Annotated in this window: 24 protein-coding genes, 1 tRNA gene and 1 pseudogene; 15 read left to right on the forward strand and 11 right to left on the reverse strand. The window is 55.2% G+C overall.

Features of this window, described 5'->3' with window-relative positions:
- The first annotated feature begins 11 nt into the window (after positions 1-11).
- Positions 12-605, forward strand: a complete 594-nt coding sequence (locus tag ACZ5ER_RS11140; RefSeq protein WP_050001871.1) for an ArsR/SmtB family transcription factor — start codon at positions 12-14, stop codon at positions 603-605.
- 33 nt (positions 606-638) lie between these two features.
- Here the strand turns inward: ACZ5ER_RS11140 and ACZ5ER_RS11145 are convergent, their stop codons facing one another.
- The gene (locus ACZ5ER_RS11145) at positions 639-842 is read right to left on the reverse strand and encodes a 30S ribosomal protein S17e (protein ID WP_042691737.1); all 204 of its coding nucleotides are present in this window, start codon (positions 840-842) and stop codon (positions 639-641) included.
- Between the two features lie 117 nt (positions 843-959).
- Between ACZ5ER_RS11145 and ACZ5ER_RS11150 the strand changes: the two genes are divergently transcribed.
- Both ACZ5ER_RS11150 and ACZ5ER_RS11155 read left to right on the forward strand, forming a co-directional pair.
- Positions 960-1,388, forward strand: a complete 429-nt coding sequence (locus ACZ5ER_RS11150; protein WP_050001872.1) for a DUF371 domain-containing protein — start codon at positions 960-962, stop codon at positions 1,386-1,388.
- Positions 1,389-1,422: 34 nt separating this feature from the next.
- Positions 1,423-2,091 carry a TIGR00703 family protein gene (locus ACZ5ER_RS11155; RefSeq protein WP_050001873.1) on the forward strand — a complete coding sequence of 223 codons (669 nt, stop codon included), beginning with the start codon at positions 1,423-1,425 and terminating at the stop codon, positions 2,089-2,091.
- A 199-nt stretch (positions 2,092-2,290) separates the two neighbouring features.
- Here ACZ5ER_RS11155 and ACZ5ER_RS11160 read toward each other — a convergent pair.
- Positions 2,291-3,090 (reverse strand): annotated as a pseudogene (locus tag ACZ5ER_RS11160) (SPL family radical SAM protein).
- A 37-nt stretch (positions 3,091-3,127) separates the two neighbouring features.
- Here ACZ5ER_RS11160 and ACZ5ER_RS11165 point away from each other — a divergent pair.
- A complete protein-coding gene (locus tag ACZ5ER_RS11165; protein ID WP_050001874.1) occupies positions 3,128-3,778 on the forward strand; it encodes a M48 family metallopeptidase in 651 nt (216 codons plus the stop codon).
- Positions 3,754-4,170 carry an NfeD family protein gene (locus tag ACZ5ER_RS11170; RefSeq protein ID WP_050001875.1) on the forward strand — a complete coding sequence of 139 codons (417 nt, stop codon included), beginning with the start codon at positions 3,754-3,756 and terminating at the stop codon, positions 4,168-4,170. The genes ACZ5ER_RS11165 and ACZ5ER_RS11170 overlap by 25 nt, the downstream gene beginning before the upstream one ends.
- Here ACZ5ER_RS11170 and ACZ5ER_RS11175 read toward each other — a convergent pair.
- Positions 4,127-4,564, reverse strand: a complete 438-nt coding sequence (locus ACZ5ER_RS11175) for a hypothetical protein (RefSeq protein WP_050001876.1) — start codon at positions 4,562-4,564, stop codon at positions 4,127-4,129. The genes ACZ5ER_RS11170 and ACZ5ER_RS11175 overlap by 44 nt on opposite strands.
- 66 nt (positions 4,565-4,630) lie before the next feature.
- On the opposite strand from ACZ5ER_RS11175, the gene ACZ5ER_RS11180 reads away from it, so the two are divergent.
- Positions 4,631-5,062 carry a CoA-binding protein gene (locus ACZ5ER_RS11180; protein ID WP_050001877.1) on the forward strand — a complete coding sequence of 144 codons (432 nt, stop codon included), beginning with the start codon at positions 4,631-4,633 and terminating at the stop codon, positions 5,060-5,062.
- 129 nt (positions 5,063-5,191) lie between these two features.
- On the opposite strand, the gene ACZ5ER_RS11185 is transcribed toward ACZ5ER_RS11180, so the two are convergent.
- Positions 5,192-5,279 (reverse strand) — tRNA-Leu (locus ACZ5ER_RS11185).
- 102 nt (positions 5,280-5,381) lie between these two features.
- Between ACZ5ER_RS11185 and ACZ5ER_RS11190 the strand changes: the two genes are divergently transcribed.
- Genes ACZ5ER_RS11190 through ACZ5ER_RS11220 form a run of 7 tightly spaced genes read left to right on the forward strand, consistent with a single transcriptional unit; the run spans position 5,382 to position 9,005 of the window.
- A complete protein-coding gene (locus ACZ5ER_RS11190; RefSeq protein ID WP_227738730.1) occupies positions 5,382-5,765 on the forward strand; it encodes a DUF2178 domain-containing protein in 384 nt (127 codons plus the stop codon).
- A 1-nt stretch (position 5,766) separates the two neighbouring features.
- Positions 5,767-6,129 (forward strand): DUF2178 domain-containing protein, encoded by a 363-nt coding sequence (locus ACZ5ER_RS11195; RefSeq protein WP_050001879.1) that lies wholly within the window; start codon positions 5,767-5,769, stop codon positions 6,127-6,129.
- Positions 6,130-6,420, forward strand: coding sequence for a DUF2178 domain-containing protein (locus tag ACZ5ER_RS11200; protein ID WP_050001880.1), 291 nt, complete (start codon positions 6,130-6,132; stop codon positions 6,418-6,420). It begins immediately after the preceding gene.
- A complete protein-coding gene (locus ACZ5ER_RS11205) occupies positions 6,421-6,618 on the forward strand; it encodes a helix-turn-helix transcriptional regulator (RefSeq protein ID WP_050001881.1) in 198 nt (65 codons plus the stop codon).
- The gene (locus ACZ5ER_RS11210) at positions 6,605-6,976 is read left to right on the forward strand and encodes a hypothetical protein (protein WP_227738731.1); all 372 of its coding nucleotides are present in this window, start codon (positions 6,605-6,607) and stop codon (positions 6,974-6,976) included. Before ACZ5ER_RS11205 ends, ACZ5ER_RS11210 begins: the two co-directional genes overlap by 14 nt.
- On the forward strand, positions 6,973-7,731 hold the full coding sequence (locus tag ACZ5ER_RS11215) for an ABC transporter ATP-binding protein (protein WP_050001883.1): 759 nt from the start codon (positions 6,973-6,975) through the stop codon (positions 7,729-7,731). The genes ACZ5ER_RS11210 and ACZ5ER_RS11215 overlap by 4 nt, the downstream gene beginning before the upstream one ends.
- Positions 7,728-9,005 (forward strand): ABC transporter permease, encoded by a 1,278-nt coding sequence (locus ACZ5ER_RS11220; protein ID WP_050001884.1) that lies wholly within the window; start codon positions 7,728-7,730, stop codon positions 9,003-9,005. The genes ACZ5ER_RS11215 and ACZ5ER_RS11220 overlap by 4 nt, the downstream gene beginning before the upstream one ends.
- A 77-nt stretch (positions 9,006-9,082) precedes the next feature.
- On the opposite strand, the gene ACZ5ER_RS11225 is transcribed toward ACZ5ER_RS11220, so the two are convergent.
- Complete coding sequence (locus ACZ5ER_RS11225; RefSeq protein WP_050001885.1) at positions 9,083-9,499, reverse strand: RNA-binding domain-containing protein; 417 nt, start codon at positions 9,497-9,499, stop codon at positions 9,083-9,085.
- A gap of 76 nt (positions 9,500-9,575) precedes the next feature.
- Between ACZ5ER_RS11225 and ACZ5ER_RS11230 the strand changes: the two genes are divergently transcribed.
- Positions 9,576-10,382 carry a ZIP family metal transporter gene (locus ACZ5ER_RS11230; protein ID WP_464934474.1) on the forward strand — a complete coding sequence of 269 codons (807 nt, stop codon included), beginning with the start codon at positions 9,576-9,578 and terminating at the stop codon, positions 10,380-10,382.
- Here the strand turns inward: ACZ5ER_RS11230 and ACZ5ER_RS11235 are convergent.
- Together ACZ5ER_RS11235 and ACZ5ER_RS11240 are read right to left on the reverse strand one after the other, a co-directional pair.
- Positions 10,351-10,923: a dephospho-CoA kinase gene (locus tag ACZ5ER_RS11235; protein WP_050001887.1), complete on the reverse strand. Its 573-nt coding sequence runs from the start codon at positions 10,921-10,923 to the stop codon at positions 10,351-10,353. The two genes, ACZ5ER_RS11230 and ACZ5ER_RS11235, sit on opposite strands and share 32 nt — an antisense overlap.
- A gap of 50 nt (positions 10,924-10,973) precedes the next feature.
- Positions 10,974-13,139, reverse strand: a complete 2,166-nt coding sequence (locus ACZ5ER_RS11240) for an ATP-dependent DNA helicase (protein WP_464934475.1) — start codon at positions 13,137-13,139, stop codon at positions 10,974-10,976.
- 73 nt (positions 13,140-13,212) lie between these two features.
- Between ACZ5ER_RS11240 and ACZ5ER_RS11245 the strand changes: the two genes are divergently transcribed.
- Positions 13,213-13,791 (forward strand): hypothetical protein, encoded by a 579-nt coding sequence (locus ACZ5ER_RS11245; protein WP_050001889.1) that lies wholly within the window; start codon positions 13,213-13,215, stop codon positions 13,789-13,791.
- Here the strand turns inward: ACZ5ER_RS11245 and ACZ5ER_RS11250 are convergent.
- The 4 genes from ACZ5ER_RS11250 to ACZ5ER_RS11265 are packed head-to-tail and all read right to left on the reverse strand — an operon-like array spanning position 13,786 to position 17,921.
- Positions 13,786-14,763 carry an ABC transporter ATP-binding protein gene (locus tag ACZ5ER_RS11250; RefSeq protein WP_464935220.1) on the reverse strand — a complete coding sequence of 326 codons (978 nt, stop codon included), beginning with the start codon at positions 14,761-14,763 and terminating at the stop codon, positions 13,786-13,788. The genes ACZ5ER_RS11245 and ACZ5ER_RS11250 overlap by 6 nt on opposite strands.
- 10 nt (positions 14,764-14,773) lie before the next feature.
- The gene (locus tag ACZ5ER_RS11255) at positions 14,774-15,754 is read right to left on the reverse strand and encodes an ABC transporter ATP-binding protein (RefSeq protein ID WP_464934476.1); all 981 of its coding nucleotides are present in this window, start codon (positions 15,752-15,754) and stop codon (positions 14,774-14,776) included.
- Positions 15,747-16,907: an ABC transporter permease gene (locus ACZ5ER_RS11260; protein WP_050001892.1), complete on the reverse strand. Its 1,161-nt coding sequence runs from the start codon at positions 16,905-16,907 to the stop codon at positions 15,747-15,749. Before ACZ5ER_RS11260 ends, ACZ5ER_RS11255 begins: the two co-directional genes overlap by 8 nt.
- A gap of 12 nt (positions 16,908-16,919) precedes the next feature.
- Complete coding sequence (locus ACZ5ER_RS11265; RefSeq protein WP_050001893.1) at positions 16,920-17,921, reverse strand: ABC transporter permease; 1,002 nt, start codon at positions 17,919-17,921, stop codon at positions 16,920-16,922.
- Positions 17,922-17,927: the final 6 nt, after the last annotated feature.

Consider the following 17,927-nt stretch of genomic DNA (forward strand, 5'->3'; position numbering starts at 1 on the left):
GGGGTGAGAGTATGGAGTGGGGCGAGATGGGAAAACTGCTCGATATCCTTGGGAATGAGACTCGGCGGAGGATTCTTATCCTCCTCACCAAGCGGCCGTACTTCGTCAGTGAACTAAGTCAGGAGCTTGGGGTAGGACAGAAAGCCGTCCTTGAACACCTGAGAATCCTCGAAAGGGCTGGACTAATCGAGGGCAGGACTGAGAAGATACCCAGGGGGCGCCCAAGGAAGTACTACACCATAAAGCGCGGCTTCAGGCTTGAGGTGCTCCTGACGCCCTACACGTTCGGCACGGAGATGTACGAGCCCAAGAAGCCGAGGCAGACGGCTGAGTACACCCAGGCGAGGGAGCTCATAAAATCAACGGAGCCTGTGGAGAGGAAGATAAACGAGCTCCTCCAGTTCCTCAGCGAGATAGAGAGGCGCGTTGATGAGGTCATGAGGACAAAGCAGGAGCTCGAAGAGGTCAGACTGCTGGTGGAGACTTACATTGAGAACCTCCTCAGAAGGGTAGCCCAGGAAGACGAAAGGGAGTTCGAGAAGCTCATGCGTGAGTTCAGCTCAAGGCTTCCAAGAAAGATAGTAGAAGACCTGAACGACTTTTAGGAAGCGGATGGTAGAGAATAAAGAGGGCCAGCATTAAAGTATCTTGCCCTCTTCCTTCATTCTCACGAGCCTGGTTATGTAGCCAGCAATCCTGTTCCTGATGGTCTTGCTCGTGACGTTGGTGAGCTCCTGAACCATCTTCTTGTTGTGCTCAAAGTCCCTGGTGAACTTGTCCGGGTACCTGTCAAAGAGCTCGCGAGCGGTCCTCTTGATAAAGGTCTGCTTTATGTTCCCCATTCCCATCACCTCTAGCCTGAACTCTTGGCCGTATCTCAAATCAAAGGCATCTTTTAAAAGTTTTCCTACCCCCTCAAAAACCCAAGTGTTTTATAGAGGAACAAAAAAGCTCAGCCCATGCTACGGGAAATAATTCGCTGCAGGGGACATGAAAACGTGAAGGCAACGCACCGCTCAACGCTCGAAATAACGAGGGAGGACTTCTTAACACCAAGAGGGGACTGCATCATCTGTGTTTCAGCCGATAAAGCTCTGAGCGACCTAAGCGAGGACTTCAAAGAGACCCTCAGGAAGGGTGCGAAGCTGAGGGTAGTTATACGTGCCGGAGACATTGCCGACGAGCTTATCGCACAGGGGAACCCGGACTTAAAGCTTGAGAGCCCAATTTCGATGGTCATAAGGAAAAGCGACTACGTAGACGGTAGAACTCTCGCTATAAGAGCGAACAAAGCCGCCAAAGACATAAGTAGGGAACTCGTTGAGCTGCTCAAGAACCCGGAAACGGAGGTTGTAGTTGAGCTCATAATCGAGGACAAAAAAGCTTAAAAGCTTCACCCTTTTATTTACTTAGGGTGAAAAAATGCTTGAGGGATACTACATAGTCGAGAACACTGGAGTCGTTCCGGCGGAGAGAAGGTTCCGGTTCAAAGACCTGAAAGCGTGGGGTTATGACCTGCACCTCGGGACGATAGACGGAAGGGAAGCATATTTCGTCTCAAGAACCGGAACTCACGAGGAGGGCGAGACCTACACCGAGAAGGGCAGGGAGTACTACATCAGCGAGACCCAACAGGAGATTCCAAAGGACGCGAGGCTCCTTGCGAGAATAGTCATCGAGCGCGGCCAGCCATACCTTGAGTTCTGGCTCGACACGGAGGAAGGCAACTACCCGCTCGCCAAGGAGGACCCGAGGCTAATCCTGCACCGCTTCTGGACTGCCAAGAAGTTCAACCAGCTCGAAAAGCACGTCGGAAGCGTTGGCCTCACAACGGACTTCTTCAAGGACAGGGTCTTTGTTAAGGGCATCCCACTGCCGTTCGATGAGTACCCACCGAAAGTTAGACGCGTCCTCAGGGCAGTCAGGGACGTCCACCGCGACATGACAGGCTTTGGAAGGTTCGTCTTCCAGTACTATGGAGAAGAAGATAAAACCCACAACTACCGCCTCTGGTGGCTCCTGCCGACCATACATCTCTTCGACGTCGAGATATCAAACGAGGTGGACAAGATACTGGCGATGCTCGATTGACCTTCTTTATTTTTCCACAAACTTATTAAAGAACAGCCGTCTTATTCTCCTCCAGTGCAGACGCGGGGGGAGAAATAACTGGTCGAGGGGACTAGAACCACCGCGCTGGAAAGGGCCGGCGCGCTCCTTAAGACAGGGCCGACCGGGACGAACGTGAACTCTCCGGTCATAGCGGTGGTTCAAGGGGACGTCAGTGAATTCACACCTCAACGAACTCCCAGCCCTTCTGGTGGGTCTCTATTCCCGCTGTCCTCACGTTCAGGGATTTTATCTCCTTCTTCAGCCCCCACAGGAACTCTTTAAAGGCCTCCTCGTTGGTTAGAACCTCGTAGCTTTCTGGATATTCATCGCGGAGAAGCTCCTGGAACTTCCTTCCGGCCGCGCGGAGGTTGAGCACCTCGAAGAAGTAGTGGTCCGCAAAGCTCCTCGTGTCCTCGAATATGGCCGAGACGTCCGTAACCCCTGGAATTATCGGGCTAACGAAGGCGTAGGTCTTCAGCCCGGCCTCATGGAGCTCCTTGAGGGCGTTTATCCTTGCCTAGTGGACGGGTGTAAGCGGTTCAAACAGCCTCTTCTCCCTTCCTGTGAAGCCGTTTATCGTGAGACCAACCTCTATCTTCCGGAACTCCCTGAAAATGTCAATATCCCTGGTCACCAGCGGCGATTTGGTGAGTATCGAGAGTTCATTCCTCTTGTCCATATACCTCAGAACCTCCTCGTGAGCTTTAGCTCGGCCTCAATCGGCTGGTACGGATCGCTAACCGTGGACATCACGACGCTCCCAGAAACGTGCTTTCTCGCTAACTCGGGCGCGTTTGTCTTGGCCTCAACCCAGCTCCCCCACTTTCCGTAGTCCTTCCACTTAGCTATGAACTTGGCGTAGCAGTACCCGCAGGCGAAGGCACAGCCGACGTACTGGTTCACGCTCCACGAGACGCCCGGAATCCTGGAGCGGGTATAGAGGGACTTGGCGCTCCGTTTTATGACCTTAACGTTCATAAGCCCATATCGGAACCAGACCTTAAAAGGTGATACGATGGAAGTCGAGGTTCGCTACAGGCCCGTCCGCTACGCGAGGCTTGAGCTCAGACCCGGCGGCAGGGTCGTGGTTACCGCGCCGAGGGGCTTTGACGTTGACGCATTCCTGAAAAAACACGAGAGATGGCTTCAGAGCAGGTTGCGGGAGCTTGAAGAGCTCAGGAGAGAGTCTTCAAGGGGCTTTCCGCTTTTCGGGGAGTTCTACCGGCTGGAGCAAGGAGATGTCAGGGAAGTTGAAATCCGAGACGGAACGCTCAGGGTCCCCGCCAGGCGCGAACTGGCCGTAAAAGCCCTGAAAAACCTCTTAAGGGTTAAGATAACCCCTCTCGTTGCCGTCTACTCGGTCATGATGGGGGTCTCACCCGGAAAGGTGTACATCAGGAACCAGAGAACCAAATGGGCGAGCTGCTCAAGCCGGAGAAACCTCAGCTTCAACCTCCGCCTTCTCGCACTGCCGGAGAGGCTAATCGAGTACGTTGTAATCCACGAGCTGGCCCATCTGAGACACCTCAACCACTCTAGGGAGTTCTGGGCGCTCGTGGGGCGGTTCTATCCCGACTACGCGGCCGCGAGAAAGGAGCTGAAGCGCTGGTGGGGTATAATCGAAGTGAACGAGGGGTGGAGATGGCTGGAGGGCAGGGAGTCCTGAAAAGGGCCCTCAAGCTGATTGCACTGCTGGCGGACGAGATAGTGGTGGCAGTAGTCCTGCTCGCTGTCCTCCCTTCAGCGGGGTTAGATGTTCCTTTTCCAGTGGTTGGACTCGTTCTGGGAATCCTCCTGATTAAAGACGTCCTGATAGCGCCGTACGTGCTCAAAGGCGGGCTTGAGAAGAAGCCGCAGACCGGGGCAGAGGCCCTGATAGGCCGGGAAGCAGTTGTCGTTGAAGACCTCTCCCCGGAGGGCCTCGTTAAGCTCGACGGCGAACTCTGGCGGGCCGAGTGCATCACAGGAACGGTGAAGAGAGGGGAGCGGGTTAGGGTTGCGGACGTTAAGGGGACTAAGCTCCTCGTGGAATGCCGAGGGACTGGAGGACTGCCCTAATTTCCTCCGGCCTGTTGGTGGAGAATGAGACGTCCCATTTGTCGCGCCTCTTGAGGTAAACGCACGCCTTTGCTGGGTAGTTGAAGTGCATCTTCGCGGGACAGCTCCCCCAGCCCTCCCTGACGGCGAACCACTCAACATCTTGAAGTGGTATCGTCTTCCTGAGGAAGAGCCCTATGAGGCCGCTGATGACGATTCCCTCCTCGTAAATCCTCACGCGCAGTCCCATAACTTCAAGGAGCACCAGAACAGTGACCGCAAGTGCCGCGAGCATTATCTCAAAGCCCTCGCCCACCTGGTAGGTGGCGTAGAGGCCGACAAGCAAGGAGAGGAGAGGGATTACCATTAGAGCCTGAAAGGCCCGGCTCGTCAGCGTTTCCTCGTAGAGCGCCATGCTTCCCACCGATGGAAGTTTCCGTTAGGGCTTTAAACTTCTTCTCCAACCAATGGTGGTGATAAAATGGTTAGGATAATGCCCGTTGACAGACTGAGCGACGATGACATCGGAGAGATTCTAACAAAGTACCGCACGATAGCCCTCGTTGGCGCCTCGCCGAAACCTGAAAGGGACGCGAACATGGTCATGCGCTACCTCATCGAGAAGGGCTATGAGGTCTACCCCGTGAACCCCCGCTACGAGGAAGTCCTTGGGCGGAAGTGCTACCCGAGCGTTCTAGATATCCCCGATGAGGTTGAGATAGTCGACCTCTTTGTCCGTCCCGAGTTCACGATGGACTACGTTGAGCAGGCAATAAAGAAGGGCGCGAAGGTCGTCTGGTTCCAGTTCAACACCTACAACAGGGAGGCTTTTAAGAGGGCGAAGGAGGCCGGCCTCACTGCAGTTGCCCACAGGTGCATAAAGCAGGAGCACGAGAGGCTTATTGGAGAGTGATGGGCTTTTTCTTTCAGCTTTTGTTGGGAAACTCCCTCAAATTCTAGGTAGCCCAGAAGAGGAAACTCCGTTTGAATGCTCAAGAAGAATCACAAACCTTGATCAAACTTCGCTCAGGCGAAGTTTGAATGGTGCGGGGGCGGGGATTTGAACCCCGGAACCCCTACGGGACGGGACCCTAAATCCCGCGCCTTTGGCCAGGCTCGGCTACCCCCGCGCGGATTGAACTTCTTCCCGGAGCTTTAAAAACTTTGAGGGAAAAAGCTTATAAAGATGTAAAGGAAGCTTTACGTAAAGGAAACTTTACATGGTGAGGGTGATGGAAGATAAAAAGGCCTTACTGCCAGCGCTCCTCGCGGTTATGGCCCTAGGCTGGGTCGTTGGGTGGGCCACCAGTTCAGAAAAAAGCGAATACGCAATAGTTGCCTTTGCCTTTGGGGCAGTGTTCATAAACATCTACTTCTCCCACCTCGAAAAGAGGGGCATTGTTCTTGAAGACGAGAGAACCCTGCGGATAAACGAGATTGCTTCCAGAAGAACCCTCCAGGTGACGAGCATGGGGCTCGCAGTCGCTCTGCTCGCCCTATCGGGAAAAACCTCGAATCCGAAGATGGAAGGTGCCTTCATAGCGGTCGGTCTCGTTCTGGCAGTCATGTTGATGCTCCACCTTCTGTTCAGGCATTACTACTCGCGGGTGATGTGAGATGAAGTACGGGCATCTGCTCGGCATTCTCAGTGCGGCTATAATAATTGGGCTGGCCTATTCCGTGAAGGCAGGCAGGCCATATCTAGCGGTGGGCACGCTCGTTCTGGGAGTTCTGCTGGTCCAGGCTCTGAACTGGTACTACAACTCGAAGATTGAGAGAATCAAGGACGAGAGGACTGAACTCATAGATGCAAAGAGCACGAAAAACGGCTATGCGGTAATGAGCTTTCTCCTCTTCGCCGAGTACGTCTGGGAGTACGCCCACGGCAACATGGACGTTGCGGTGAAGCTCCTGGTTCCCCTCGGTGTCGGCAGCGTAGTGCTCCTAATCTCGCAGTACTACTACGGGAGGGCGATGTGAATGGGGAGCGAGTGGTTGTTTCTTTTCATAGCGGCCGCCACAGTGATATACTGGTTCGCATTCTACCGCTTCATGAAAGAGACGGGCCAGATGAAGGACGAGCGCGGAAGGAGAATAAACCAGGTCGCCTCAGAGAAGACCCTCATAATCGTCCAGATGCTCCTCCTCATGGGAATTCTCGCGGTTGATGCCTTTCGGTGGCTCGACCCCGCCAAGGTTCTCGCCCTAATCTACGTCGTTGCCATATTTGGACACGCCCTGATACGGTACCACTATTCGAGGGTGATGTAAGTGAAGAACCGCCTGCGCGAGCTGCGGGAGGCGAAAGGATTAACTCAGGAGGAGCTTGCGAAGGCCCTCGGCGTCACGAGGCAGACCATCATAGCAATCGAGAAGGGGAAGTACGACCCGTCCCTGAGGCTGGCCTTCAAGATTGCAAGGTTTTTTAACGCTAAAATTGAAGATATATTCATTTATGAGGGTGACTGAGATGAACACGAAAAAACTGGTCGGGTTTGTGGCCTACTTCGCAGGAATCGGCCTGGGAATCGCCAGGCCTCCCGTCGAGAGGCTCGCCTGCATGAGGTTGCCGAGCGGGGAGGTCTTGACGAGGATAAACACCCCACTGCTGGTGATTGAGCTTCTCCTGGTAATGCTCGGCGCCCTTCTGATGGGTCTTTCCGGCGATTTTAGGAACACCCACAAGCTCAACGGGTGGCTTGGCATCTCCACTGGCTTGGGGGCTGGTATAATTGGAGGTTACGCCGGTATAGATACACTCACGCTGTTCGGGGTAGCCCTCGCGACCCTCGGGCTGATTCTGTACAAACTGGGGGGACGGAAATGACCGCGGTTAGAGTTGAGAACCTCAAAAAGGACTACGGGGGCGTTAGGGCCCTCAAGGGGATAAGCTTCGAGATAAAGGAAGGCGAAATCTTCGGCCTTATCGGGCCCAACGGCGCCGGAAAGAGCACTACGCTCAAAATCCTCGCGACCCTTCTGAAACCCACCGGAGGTAGGGCTGAGGTCTTTGGCCACGACGTTGTAAAAGAGGCAGAGGGGGTCAGGGCGCTCATAAGTTACCTGCCGGAGGAGGCCGGCGCCTACAAGAACCTCACCGGGAAGGAGTACCTGGGGTTCATGGCACGGCTCTACGCAAAGGACGAGAAAAGGGCAGAAGAGATGCTCAAGCTCGGAGTCGAGCTTTCGGGCCTCGGAGAGAGGCTAAATGACAAAGTCTCGACGTACTCGAAGGGCATGACGAGGAAGCTCCTCCTGGCAAGGGCCCTCATGGTAACCCCCAAGCTGGCGATTCTCGACGAGCCTGCGAGCGGGCTTGACATAGTAAACGCCTACGAGATAAGGAAGACCATAAAGCGCTTTGCCAGGGAGAAAGGCGTCACCTTCCTCGTCTCAAGCCACAACATGCTTGAGGTCGAGTTCCTCTGCGACCGCGTTGCCATGATAGCGGAGGGCAGGATAGTGGAAATCGGCACGCCGAAGGAGCTGAAGGAGAAGTACGACGCCGAGAACCTCGAGGAGGTCTTCATGAGGGCCATCGGAGTGCACATCCCAGAGCCCGTTGGAGGTGAAGGCTCATGAGCGATTTCTGGGTGCTAGCCAGAAAGGAGATAATGAACCTGGTGAGGGACAAAAAGCTGCTCTTTGGCCTCATCGTGGTGCCGCTTATTATCTACCCCGCGCTCGGCAAGATGATGCAGTTCGGCTTTGAGAGCGCGACGAAGGAGACACAGGTCGCCATCGTGAACTTCGACGATGGGAACTACGGAGAACTTCTCATAAAGGCGCTGAACGCCACTCCAAACGTTACTGTCACCGTGATAAGCGCAGGCTCGGTGGAGGAGGCCCTCAAGAAGGCGGTTGAAGCGGAGCATAACGTCCTCGTAGTGATTCCCTCCAACTTCAGCGAGGGCATTGAATCAAACGAAGTCGCGACTGTCCAGATATACGGCGTCTTCAAGGGGCTGAGCTCGGGGATGGCTGAGAGTGTAAGCGAGGGCAGGATTAATGCGGTCATTAATGTCCTTTCCGAGGAGATTGCACGGCTTAAGGTTGCCAGGCTCGGCGTTTCAAACCCTGGGGCAGTCCTGCACCCCATACGCGCCGAGAGCAAGTCGTACTTCATGGGACGGGTGGTAGACGTCCCCCCGACGGTGGTCTCGCAGGTACTCTCCTCACAATCGGTAAGCCTGCCTCTAATAGTCTTTCTCATGGTAACGATAACGGCCCAGATGTCTGCTGGAGCGGTTGCGGCCGAAAAGGAGAACAAGACCCTCGAAACGCTCCTCACGCTCCCGGTCAAGAGGACGACGATAGTGGCGTCCAAGATATCCGGGACTGCGGTCATGGGCCTCGTAGCTGCGCTGGCGTATATGATAGGGCTCAGAAGCTACCTCGGTACCTTCCAGGTGGACACTGGCATAAGCCTTGAAGAGCTCGGACTAGGGCTTACCCCCGAAGGCATGGCGCTCTTTGCCCTAATAGTGTTCCTGACGATAATCTTCGCGCTCTCACTGGCAATGCTTCTGGCAGTCTACGCAGAGGACGTCCAGAGCGCCAACACCGTCGTCAGCTCTGTCATACTGCCCCTCGCTTTCCCGGCGTTCATGCTGATGTTCGTTGACCTAACTCAGGTACCGACGGTGGCCCGTTACGCTCTCCTCGCGCTGCCCTTCACGCACCCGATAGTCGCGTACCGGTATGCGCTCACCGGTGACTACTCCTCAATGCTCCTCAGCGTTGCATACCTCAGCGTCATAGCCCTCGTGACCCTCTACATGACTGCCAGGATATTCTCAAGCGAAAAGGTGCTGACTGCCAAAATCAGCTGGGGGAAGAAGAGAAAGAAAACCTGACTCGACTTTTCCTTTTTTAGAGCCCAAAACAAACAAAAACGGCGAAAACAAAAATCAAACGGCGGACAGCACAAAAATCACTCTATCGGCACGCCGTCCTTTGTCCTCGGAGCTAACCACTTCATTAGCTTCTTCGGGTTCTTCGTGCGGATTATTATCGTTATCGGGCCGAGCGGGGACTCCTCGTTGAAGTTCACAACTCCCGCGTAGGCCGCCTGCTTGTTCACCTTTATGATAATTTCCTCCCCGAAGTAGCCCTCCTCAAGGAAGGAACGCGCCGTGTCGAGTATAGCCTGACCCCTGAACAGCTCGTAGAGCCTGCTGAGGGCTTTTCTGTTCTTTGTCTTTCCGGTGAGGATTATGTAATCGCCCCTGTCAAAGGCCTCGAACTCCAGGCCCGGGATGAGGTTCAGCATCGCCCTCTTTACCTTCTCGATGTCCTCAGTGGGGTAAACGTAAGCCTCAACCTCAACTTCCTCGAACAGCTCTTCCATCTTTCTCACCTCACCAGGCTAAGCTCGAAGGAACGCTTATAAACCCAACCGCCGAAAGAATTAGGGTGGCCTAAATATGTTAGAAGGCTTCATCGAAAACCTTGCAAGCTACCTGCTGAACTTGAGCGGGGGAAGCCTGATATGGGTGTCCTTTTATGCCGGTCTCTTCGTCGCTCTCATGACGTCTCTAGGTGCTATGGTGGCAATTTTCGCGAAGAAGATTCCAGAGGGGGGTGTTGACTTCTCGCTCAGCTTCGCGGCGGGTGTGATGATAGTCGCGTCCTTCACGTCCCTTATCCTCCCAGGGATAGAGAGCGCGGGGTTCCTGCCGGTGGGGGTGGGGATAGCCCTCGGTGTCCTCCTGATTTATGCCGTGGACAGACTTCTTCCCCACGAACACCTCGTCAGGGGTTATGAAGGGCCCAAAGGGATGAAAGAGAAGCTAAGGAAGGTCTGGCTCCTCATATTCGCAATGATAATCCACAACCTCCCGGAGGGGCTTGCCGTCGGGACTTCCCTTATCTACAATCTTGAGGTCGGGCTCGTTACTGCGATAGCAATAGGCATCCAGGACTTCCCTGAGGGAACAGTCGTCTCGCTCCCCTTAGCAGTTATACAGAAGAAAAGCCTGGGCCCAGTTTTAGTAGGCATCCTTAGCGGGCTGGCCGAGATGGTGATGGTGGTCATCGGCGCGCTCTTCTTCACGGCGTTCTCAAGTGTTCTGCCCTACGGCCTGGGCCTCGCTGGAGGTGCGATGCTCTACGTGACGATAAAGGAGATGATCCCCGAGATATATGGAGAAGAGAAGAACCAGACCCTCGTCACGCTGGGCTTCTTCGCAGGGTTCTACGTTATGCTCCTCCTCGATTCAAGTCTTGGATGACCCTCTCAACGAGGGCCTTTACCTTTTCCTCGTACTCCTCCTTCGAGCCGTCGTTTATCAGCATGTAGTCCGCCATCGCTATGACGCCTCCAATCCCAAAGCGGAGCTCCTTCCAGTCCCTCTCCTCGAAGTCCTCCCAGCTCTGCGGGTCGTCGTGCCTGCCCCTCTCTCTGAGCCTCTCGAAGCGGAGCTTCGGCGGTGTGTGGACGGCGATGATTATGATTTCCTCCCCCGGAAAGGCACTCCTGAAGGTCCCCACCTCGTCAAGGGAGCGAACGCCGTCTATGACAACGAGCGGGCTCTTCTCTAAAAAAGCCCTCACCTTCTCAACGGCGAGCTTCGCGACCGCGTTCTGACCGAGCTCCTGCCTCAGGCGTATGCTCACCTTTGCGACGTTTTCCTTGGTTAGTTCAAGACCCCGCTTCACCGTTTCCTCACGGACGATGTCACCGAGGGAAACGCTGGGAAAACCTCTCCTCTCAAACTCCGCCACAATCTTACTCTTTCCAGAACCGGGCATTCCAGTTACTATCACTATCATTGAGCCCACCCGGAGTAGCTCGGAGGGGATTTAAAAAGGTAACCCAATGGTCACTTCAGGAAGTCCTCAAGCGTCCCCCTCTTTTTCGGCCTTTCCTGCACGCTCACGCTCTTCTCAATTCCAAGGTGGCGGTAAATTCCGTCGAGGATTTTCGCACCGATGCCTTCGACTCTGAGGAGCTCCGCAGGCTTAGCCTTAACGATGTCTTCAACGCTCCTGAAGCCGGCGTTGTAGAGCGCCCTGGCCCTCTTCCTTCCGATGTTCGGGAGCCTGACCAGCTCAAGGAGCTCCTCGCGGACGCCGTGCCTCAGCCTCAGGTGGAGGTCTCTCAGGTACTGCAGGACGTCCTCCTTGGGGTCGAAGAGCTTGTAAAGCTCTATGAGCGAGTACATCAGCCAGTCTGCCAGCTCAAGAAGCCTGTAGAGGTCTCCGGGGTCTATGTTGTAGGTCTCGTAAATCCTGGTCTCGGGCACCTCGTTAATCCAGTCGAGGAGCACCTTGGCCGTCTTCACTTGCCCTAGGAAGCCCTGGAACCTGGAGTCTTCGTAGTAGGGTATGCTCGCGTAGAGTTTATCTTCGAGCTCGTAGGCAAGGTCGAGGTAGTCCTCCATCTCGCGCCTCCTGGCCGTCAGGGTGGCCATGTCCGGGGTCGAGGCGATGAGCTGGAAGATTCCGAAGGGGTTCGGGTTTTTCTCGAGGGCAGGGAAGGCGTCCTTGAACTTCTTGGCTGTGAGCGGGTCTATGTAGAGCTGGGAAGTCCTCTTTCCGAAGGGCAGGGCCTGGAACTTACCCTCAAGGTCGAGGTCTATGAACTCGTTCTCAACGAGGAAGTAGACGACGTCTTTAGCCTTGTATTCAAGCGAGCTCAAGTCCTTCCGCTGGTGGGCGTAGAAGGTTCTCTCAAGGAAGTGGACGAGCTCAGAGAAGCTCTTAACCCCGAAGTTTGTGATTAGGGCAAGGATCTGACTCCTGAAGGCCTGCTCGTTGGCGAGCATCGAGAAGAGCTTCTCGGGCTTCCCGCGGATGTAGCGCTCCATAAGCTTGCCCGGCTCGTCGGTTCTGGCCACTATTATCGCCTCGCCGTACTTGTCGTACTTTGGCCTTCCAGCCCTTCCCATCATCTGCTGTATCTCAAGGACGGGTATATCCGTCCAGCCGAAGCCCGCATAGCGCTTGGTGTCGCGGATTACTACTCTGAATGAGGGTAAATTTACTCCAGCGCTGAGGGTAGGGGTAGCTGTTATGACCTTAATCAACCCCTCTCTAAAGGCGTCCTCTATGAGCGTCCTCTCGGTCCTGCTGAGGCCCGCGTGGTGGAAGGCAACGCCCCCGACGAGGGCTTTCTTCAGCTTCTCGCTCGTCGGGTTGTCCTCAAGCTGGGAGGCAAGGTTTTCAAGGGCCCTCTTTTCGGGCTTGGTGAGGTGGCTTGAGACGAGCTTCGATAGGGCTAAAGCCTCCTTCTCAGCCGAGCGGCGCGTGTTGACGAAGACGAGAGCCCCCTTGCCCCTCTTCACGGCGTCGGTCACGAGGGAGTACCAGTTCTCAGGGTATCTTTCCACCGTGCCGTCTTCCCATATGAGAGTCCCGGTGTGGAAGACTCCCTTCCTCAGCTGGACGGGCCTCCACTCGCTCATAACTAGAGCGGCATCGAGCCACTCCGCCAGCTCCTCGGCGTTGCCAACGGTCGCGCTCAGGGCCAGAATCTGGGCCCGCCCGAGCATGTGGGTGAGAATCATCTCAAGCGTTGCCCCCCTGTCGTAGGAGCCTATGAGGTGAACCTCGTCAGCAACGACGAGCTTTACGTCTCTAATCCACCTGGCCCCGTGCCTGAGGAGTGAGTCAAACTTCTCAGCTGTGGCCACTATTATGTCGTACTTCCCGAGCCAGTCGTCGGTTGAGTCATAATCACCCGTCGTCGCGGCGACCCTAAGGCCTAGGCTCTCCCACTCCTTGAACTCTCGGTATTTCTCCTCCGCCAGGGCCTTGAGCGGGACGAGGTAGACGGCTTTACCTCCCTCCCTGAGGAGCTTGTTGACCATAACTATCTCGCTCACGAGGGTCTTTCCGCTCGCCGTTGGAATGGCTAAAACGAGGTTCCTGCCCTCCAGCACCCCGCTCTTCAGCGCCTCGGCCTGGGGTGGATAAAGCTCCTCTATGCCCCTCTCCTTGATGACCCGTTTAAGCCTCTCATCAACAGGGAGTTCATCAACTTTCATTCTCCCTCAGCTCCACATTCCATTGGCCGGCGGTTTTATATGTCTATTGTCCCAATGGGAGATGGGATGCGGTATGGAAATAGAGGTGCCCTACGTCCTGTTCAGGACAAAATCCGGGGTTTATGGACTGGACAGCTATTTCTACCCCGCTCTGGAGAGAGCTGAGCACAGGGCGGCCCTGCTTAGAAAGATGGAGCTAAAACCGCTCCCACAGGTCAGCGGGGAGTACCACGTAACCCCAGACAACGTGAAGGACATCCTCAGAGAGCTTGCCCTCGAACTGTACAGGCTCGCGGGCAGGAGCTTTGATGAGAGGAGCAAACACATGAGGCGCTGGAACATACTCCGCTTTCTGGGGATTCCCTCAGGCTACCTCAAAAACCTGAAGAAGGACGAGGAGCTGGCGGGAAGGATAAGGAGGGTTCTGCTGGCACTCTCGATTGTAGAACACGTCCTCGGGATAAAAGGCCCCTCAGACCTGGAGAACCTCTCAGTTGAGCCCCTTGGATGGGCCGTCTTCAGGCTGGAAGTGATGGACGGAAAACCAGTTGACCCTGTTTATGCACAGCTCTACGAAGACGACGCCGGTTTCAGAAGGGCCCTTTTCGGGCTCCTGCAGAAAGAAAAAGGTTTAGAAAAGGAAAGGTCATGACTTGGCGTAGAACCAGCAGGCCACGTAGTGATCCTTCTCGACCTCAACAAGCGGTGGCTCCTTCTTGTCGCAGAGCCCGGCCTTGGCAAAGGGACATCTCGGGTGGAAGTGACATCCCTCCGGCGGGTTTATCGGGCTCGGCGGCTCGCCTTCTATCCGAGCACGCTTCTTCTTGAGCTCCCTTGCCAAGTCGGGGTCAGGGACGGGAATCGCCGAGAGGAGCATCTGGGTGTATGGGTGCAGTGGATTCTCGAATATCTTCTCAGCCGGGCCGACTTCCACGAGTTTTCCGAGGTACATCACACCCATCCTGTGGCTCATGTACTTGACGACACCGAGGTCGTGGCTGATGAAGAGGTAAGTGAACCCGTACTTCTTCTGGAGGTCCTTGAGCATGTTGAGAATGTTCGCCTGAACCGAGACGTCAAGAGCTGAGGTTGGCTCATCGAGCACGATAAACTCCGGCTTGAGGGCGAGGAGCCTTGCGAGGGCTATCCTCTGCCTCTGTCCTCCTGAGAACTCGTGGGGGTAGCGGTAGAGGTGCATCTCGTTAAGGCCGACACTTTCGAGCAGGTCTATGACGAACTCCTCCGGGTCGTCAACCGGGATGCCGTGGAAGCGGACCGGCTCCATTATGACTTCAAAGACCGTCTGCCTCGGGTTCAGGGAGGAATATGGGTCCTGGAACATTATCTGGGCCCTTCTCCTGAACTCCTTCATCTCGTCGCCTTTTATCGTGGTGACGTCCTTACCGTCAAAGATTATCTTTCCGGACGTTGGCTCTATGAGCCTCAGTATCGTCCTTCCCGTTGTCGTCTTTCCACAGCCGCTTTCACCCACCAGTCCGAAGGTTTCACCCCTGTTTATCTCGAAGCTTATGCCGTCAACGGCCTTAACGTATCCTATAGTTCTGAAGAGTCCCCTGACGGGGAAGTACTTTTTGAGGTTTTCAACCTTGAGGAGCGGTTCCATCGTCACCACCTCAGTACAGATGGCAGGCCACGAAGTGGCCGGGTTCTAACTCCTTCAGCTTCGGCACTTCACTTCTGCACCTCTCGGTCGCGTAGGGGCACCTCGGGTGGAAGCGGCATCCCTTCGGAGGGGTTATCAGGTTGGGCACGGTTCCAGGTATTGCCTCAAGCCTCTCTATCTTCGCCAGCGGGTTCGGAACTGCCCTCAGCAGGCCCTTTGTGTACGGGTGGAGCGGGTTTTTGAAAATCTGGTCAACGGAGCCTATTTCGACGATTTTGCCCGCGTACATGACAGCAACACGGTCCGCCATCTCGGCGACGACACCCATGTTGTGCGTGATGAGTATCACCGTCGTGTTGTACTCCTTCTTGAGCTTGTTCATGAGGTCGAGTATCTGCGCCTGGACAGTTACGTCAAGGGCCGTGGTCGGCTCGTCCGCTATCAGAATCTTCGGGTCGTTGGAGACACCGATTCCAATGACGACACGCTGTTTCATACCACCGCTGAGCTCGTGCGGGTAGTTCTTGACCCTGTTCTCCGGGTCTGGAATTAGGACGCGCCTGAGTATATCAACGGCCTTTCTGAAGCCTTCTTTCCAGCCCTCCACAGTCCCGTGAACCACCATGGCCTCGGCAATCTGATAGCCGACCGTGTAAAGCGGGTCGAGAGAGGCGTGGGGGTCCTGGAATATGTAGGCTATCTCCCTGCCCCTTATCTTCCTGATTTCCTCTTCGCTGAGCTTCAGCAGGTCTATGGTAGACCCGTCGTCCCTGTGGTAGAGCACTTTGCCCTTGACAATCCTTCCAGGGCTCTCTATCAGCTGGGTCAATGCCCTCGACGTGACGCTCTTTCCACAGCCGGTTTCTCCAACGAGGGCGAACGTTTCTCCCCTATAGACGTCGAACGAAACGTCCTCTATCGCCTTGACTATGCCTGCATAGGTGTAAAAGTGAACAGTGAGGTCGCGGACTTCGAGTATGGGCTCAGGCATTCTCCTCACCCTCCTTTTCCTCCATCTGCTTCTGTTTCTTCACCTTGAACTCTATGCTGCGCCTCATCTTGGGGTCGAGTATGTCCCTAAGGGTGTCACCGAGGAGGTTCCATCCGAGGGCCACGATGAGTATCATGAAGCCCGAAAACGTGACTAGCCACCACTTCTCAGGGAAGTACTGGGAGCCGTCGTAGACTATCCTACCCCAATCCGCTATCGGCGGTGTCGCACCGAGACCTAGGAAGCTCAGGCCGGCCTCCATGAGGATAACGCCACCGAAGTCGAGGGTTATGTAGACCAGTATCGGGCCCACGATGTTTGGTAGGATGTGCTTGAACATTATCGTCCTGGAGCTCAGTCCTATCGCCCTCGCCGCCTCAACGTAGAGCTTCTCCCTCTCCGTCAGAGTTGAACCCCTGGTTATCCTCGCATATGCCGGCCACCAGACTATGACCATCGCCAGTATGACCGCCAGCAGCTTTCCGAGGTTTCCTGCCTCCTGCGGCTCCAGCGCGAATATCCTGAGGAACAGGGTCTCGAAGAACTCGTGATTGCTGATGAAGGACTGCAACCTATCCGGCAGGACGGCGGAGAACGCTATGGCAAGGATTAACGCCGGGAACGCAAGGAACATATCGGTTATACGCATTATGAGCTCGTCTATCTTTCCCCCGTAGTAGCCCGCAACAAGGCCAAGGATTATGCCGAGGGGTACTCCGAGGACTATGACTATGATTGATATCACGAACGACGTCCTTGCTCCGTAGAGGATTAGGCTCAGCAGGTCCCTACCGTAGTGGTCGGCACCGAGGGGATAGGTTATTGTCTTGTCGGCGAACGGCAAATACGCCTTGGTGCCGGGGGGCGCGAGGTAGGTGGTCATGTTCTCAAGGGCGGGGAAATAGCGGTAGCTCCACGGCGCAATGCTCGGTCCAAAGATGCCGAGGAAGATGAAAATCCCTATCAGGAAAAGGCCGATTAACCCGGGGGGCGAGCGGTTGAGGGCGTAGAGCATCAGCTTCCATTCTTCCATCTTCGAGCGGTTCTTATTCTTCCAGTCCTTTTTGAAGAGGGATATGAACGAGCCTATTGCATCGACGAGCTTGTCAGCGAGCCTGTCAAGAATCCCCTTCTTGTATTCTTCCTGCGTCATGTCACCACCACCTCAGTACCTCACCCTCGGGTCAACGACCGCGTACAGTATGTCCACTATCAGGTTGGTCGTCACGAAGATCAGGGCGAAGATGAAGGTTATCGCGACCACCGCCGGGAAGTCGAGGTTCCTTATGGCGTCCAGGACGTAGGAACCCATTCCAGGCAGTCCGAAGACGGTCTCGGTGATCGGAGTTCCTCCGAGCAGTCCGCCGAACTGAAGGCCCAAAACGGTCAGGATTGGGACGAGGGCGTTCTTCAGGGCGTGCCTGTATATCCTGAGCTTGGGGACGCCCTTCGCCTTGAGGAAGGCCACGTAGTCACTGCTGAGGGCCTCAAGGAACGAGTTCCTCACGAACCTGGCGAGGACTCCAGAGCCGGTAAATCCAAGGGTGAGGCCCGGAAGCCAGAGCCTGTGGATGTGCTGGGCGAACGTCGAGAAGTCCCCCGTAAGGAGCGCGTCTATCATAGGGACGTGAGTTATCACACGTTCAGGTGGAGCCGGGAAGCCCGCCAGGGTTATGACACGCCACTTGACGAAGAAGATGTACATGAGCATGTATCCCAGCCAGAATATGGGCATTGAAACACCGGTCAGGGCGAATATCCTAACCACGGTATCAATCCACGTGTTCCTCTTGAGCGCGGCGAGTATACCGAGTGGAAGACCTATTATCAGGATGAAAAAGAACGCCACCAGCGTCAGCTCAAACGTTACCGGAAACCTCTTTTCGATATCGTCAAATACGTAATTCGACGTCCTCGGGTCAACAATCTTGTTCCTAGCGAGCCCACTAACCAAAAACCAGTACTGCTCGTACCAGGGGTCGTCCATATGGTACTGCTCACGTATCCTCTGGATTGCATCAGGGGTAGCCTTTTCTCCACCCGCCCACGCCCTTGCGGGGTCGGCGGGGATGACATAGGCGATAAGGAACACAATAAGAGTGACTCCAATTATTGTGGGTATAAACGTCAAGAGCCTCCTGACGAGGAACTTCTTAAGGTTGGCCAACTTTGC

It is taken from the genome of Thermococcus marinus (genome assembly GCF_055389025.1).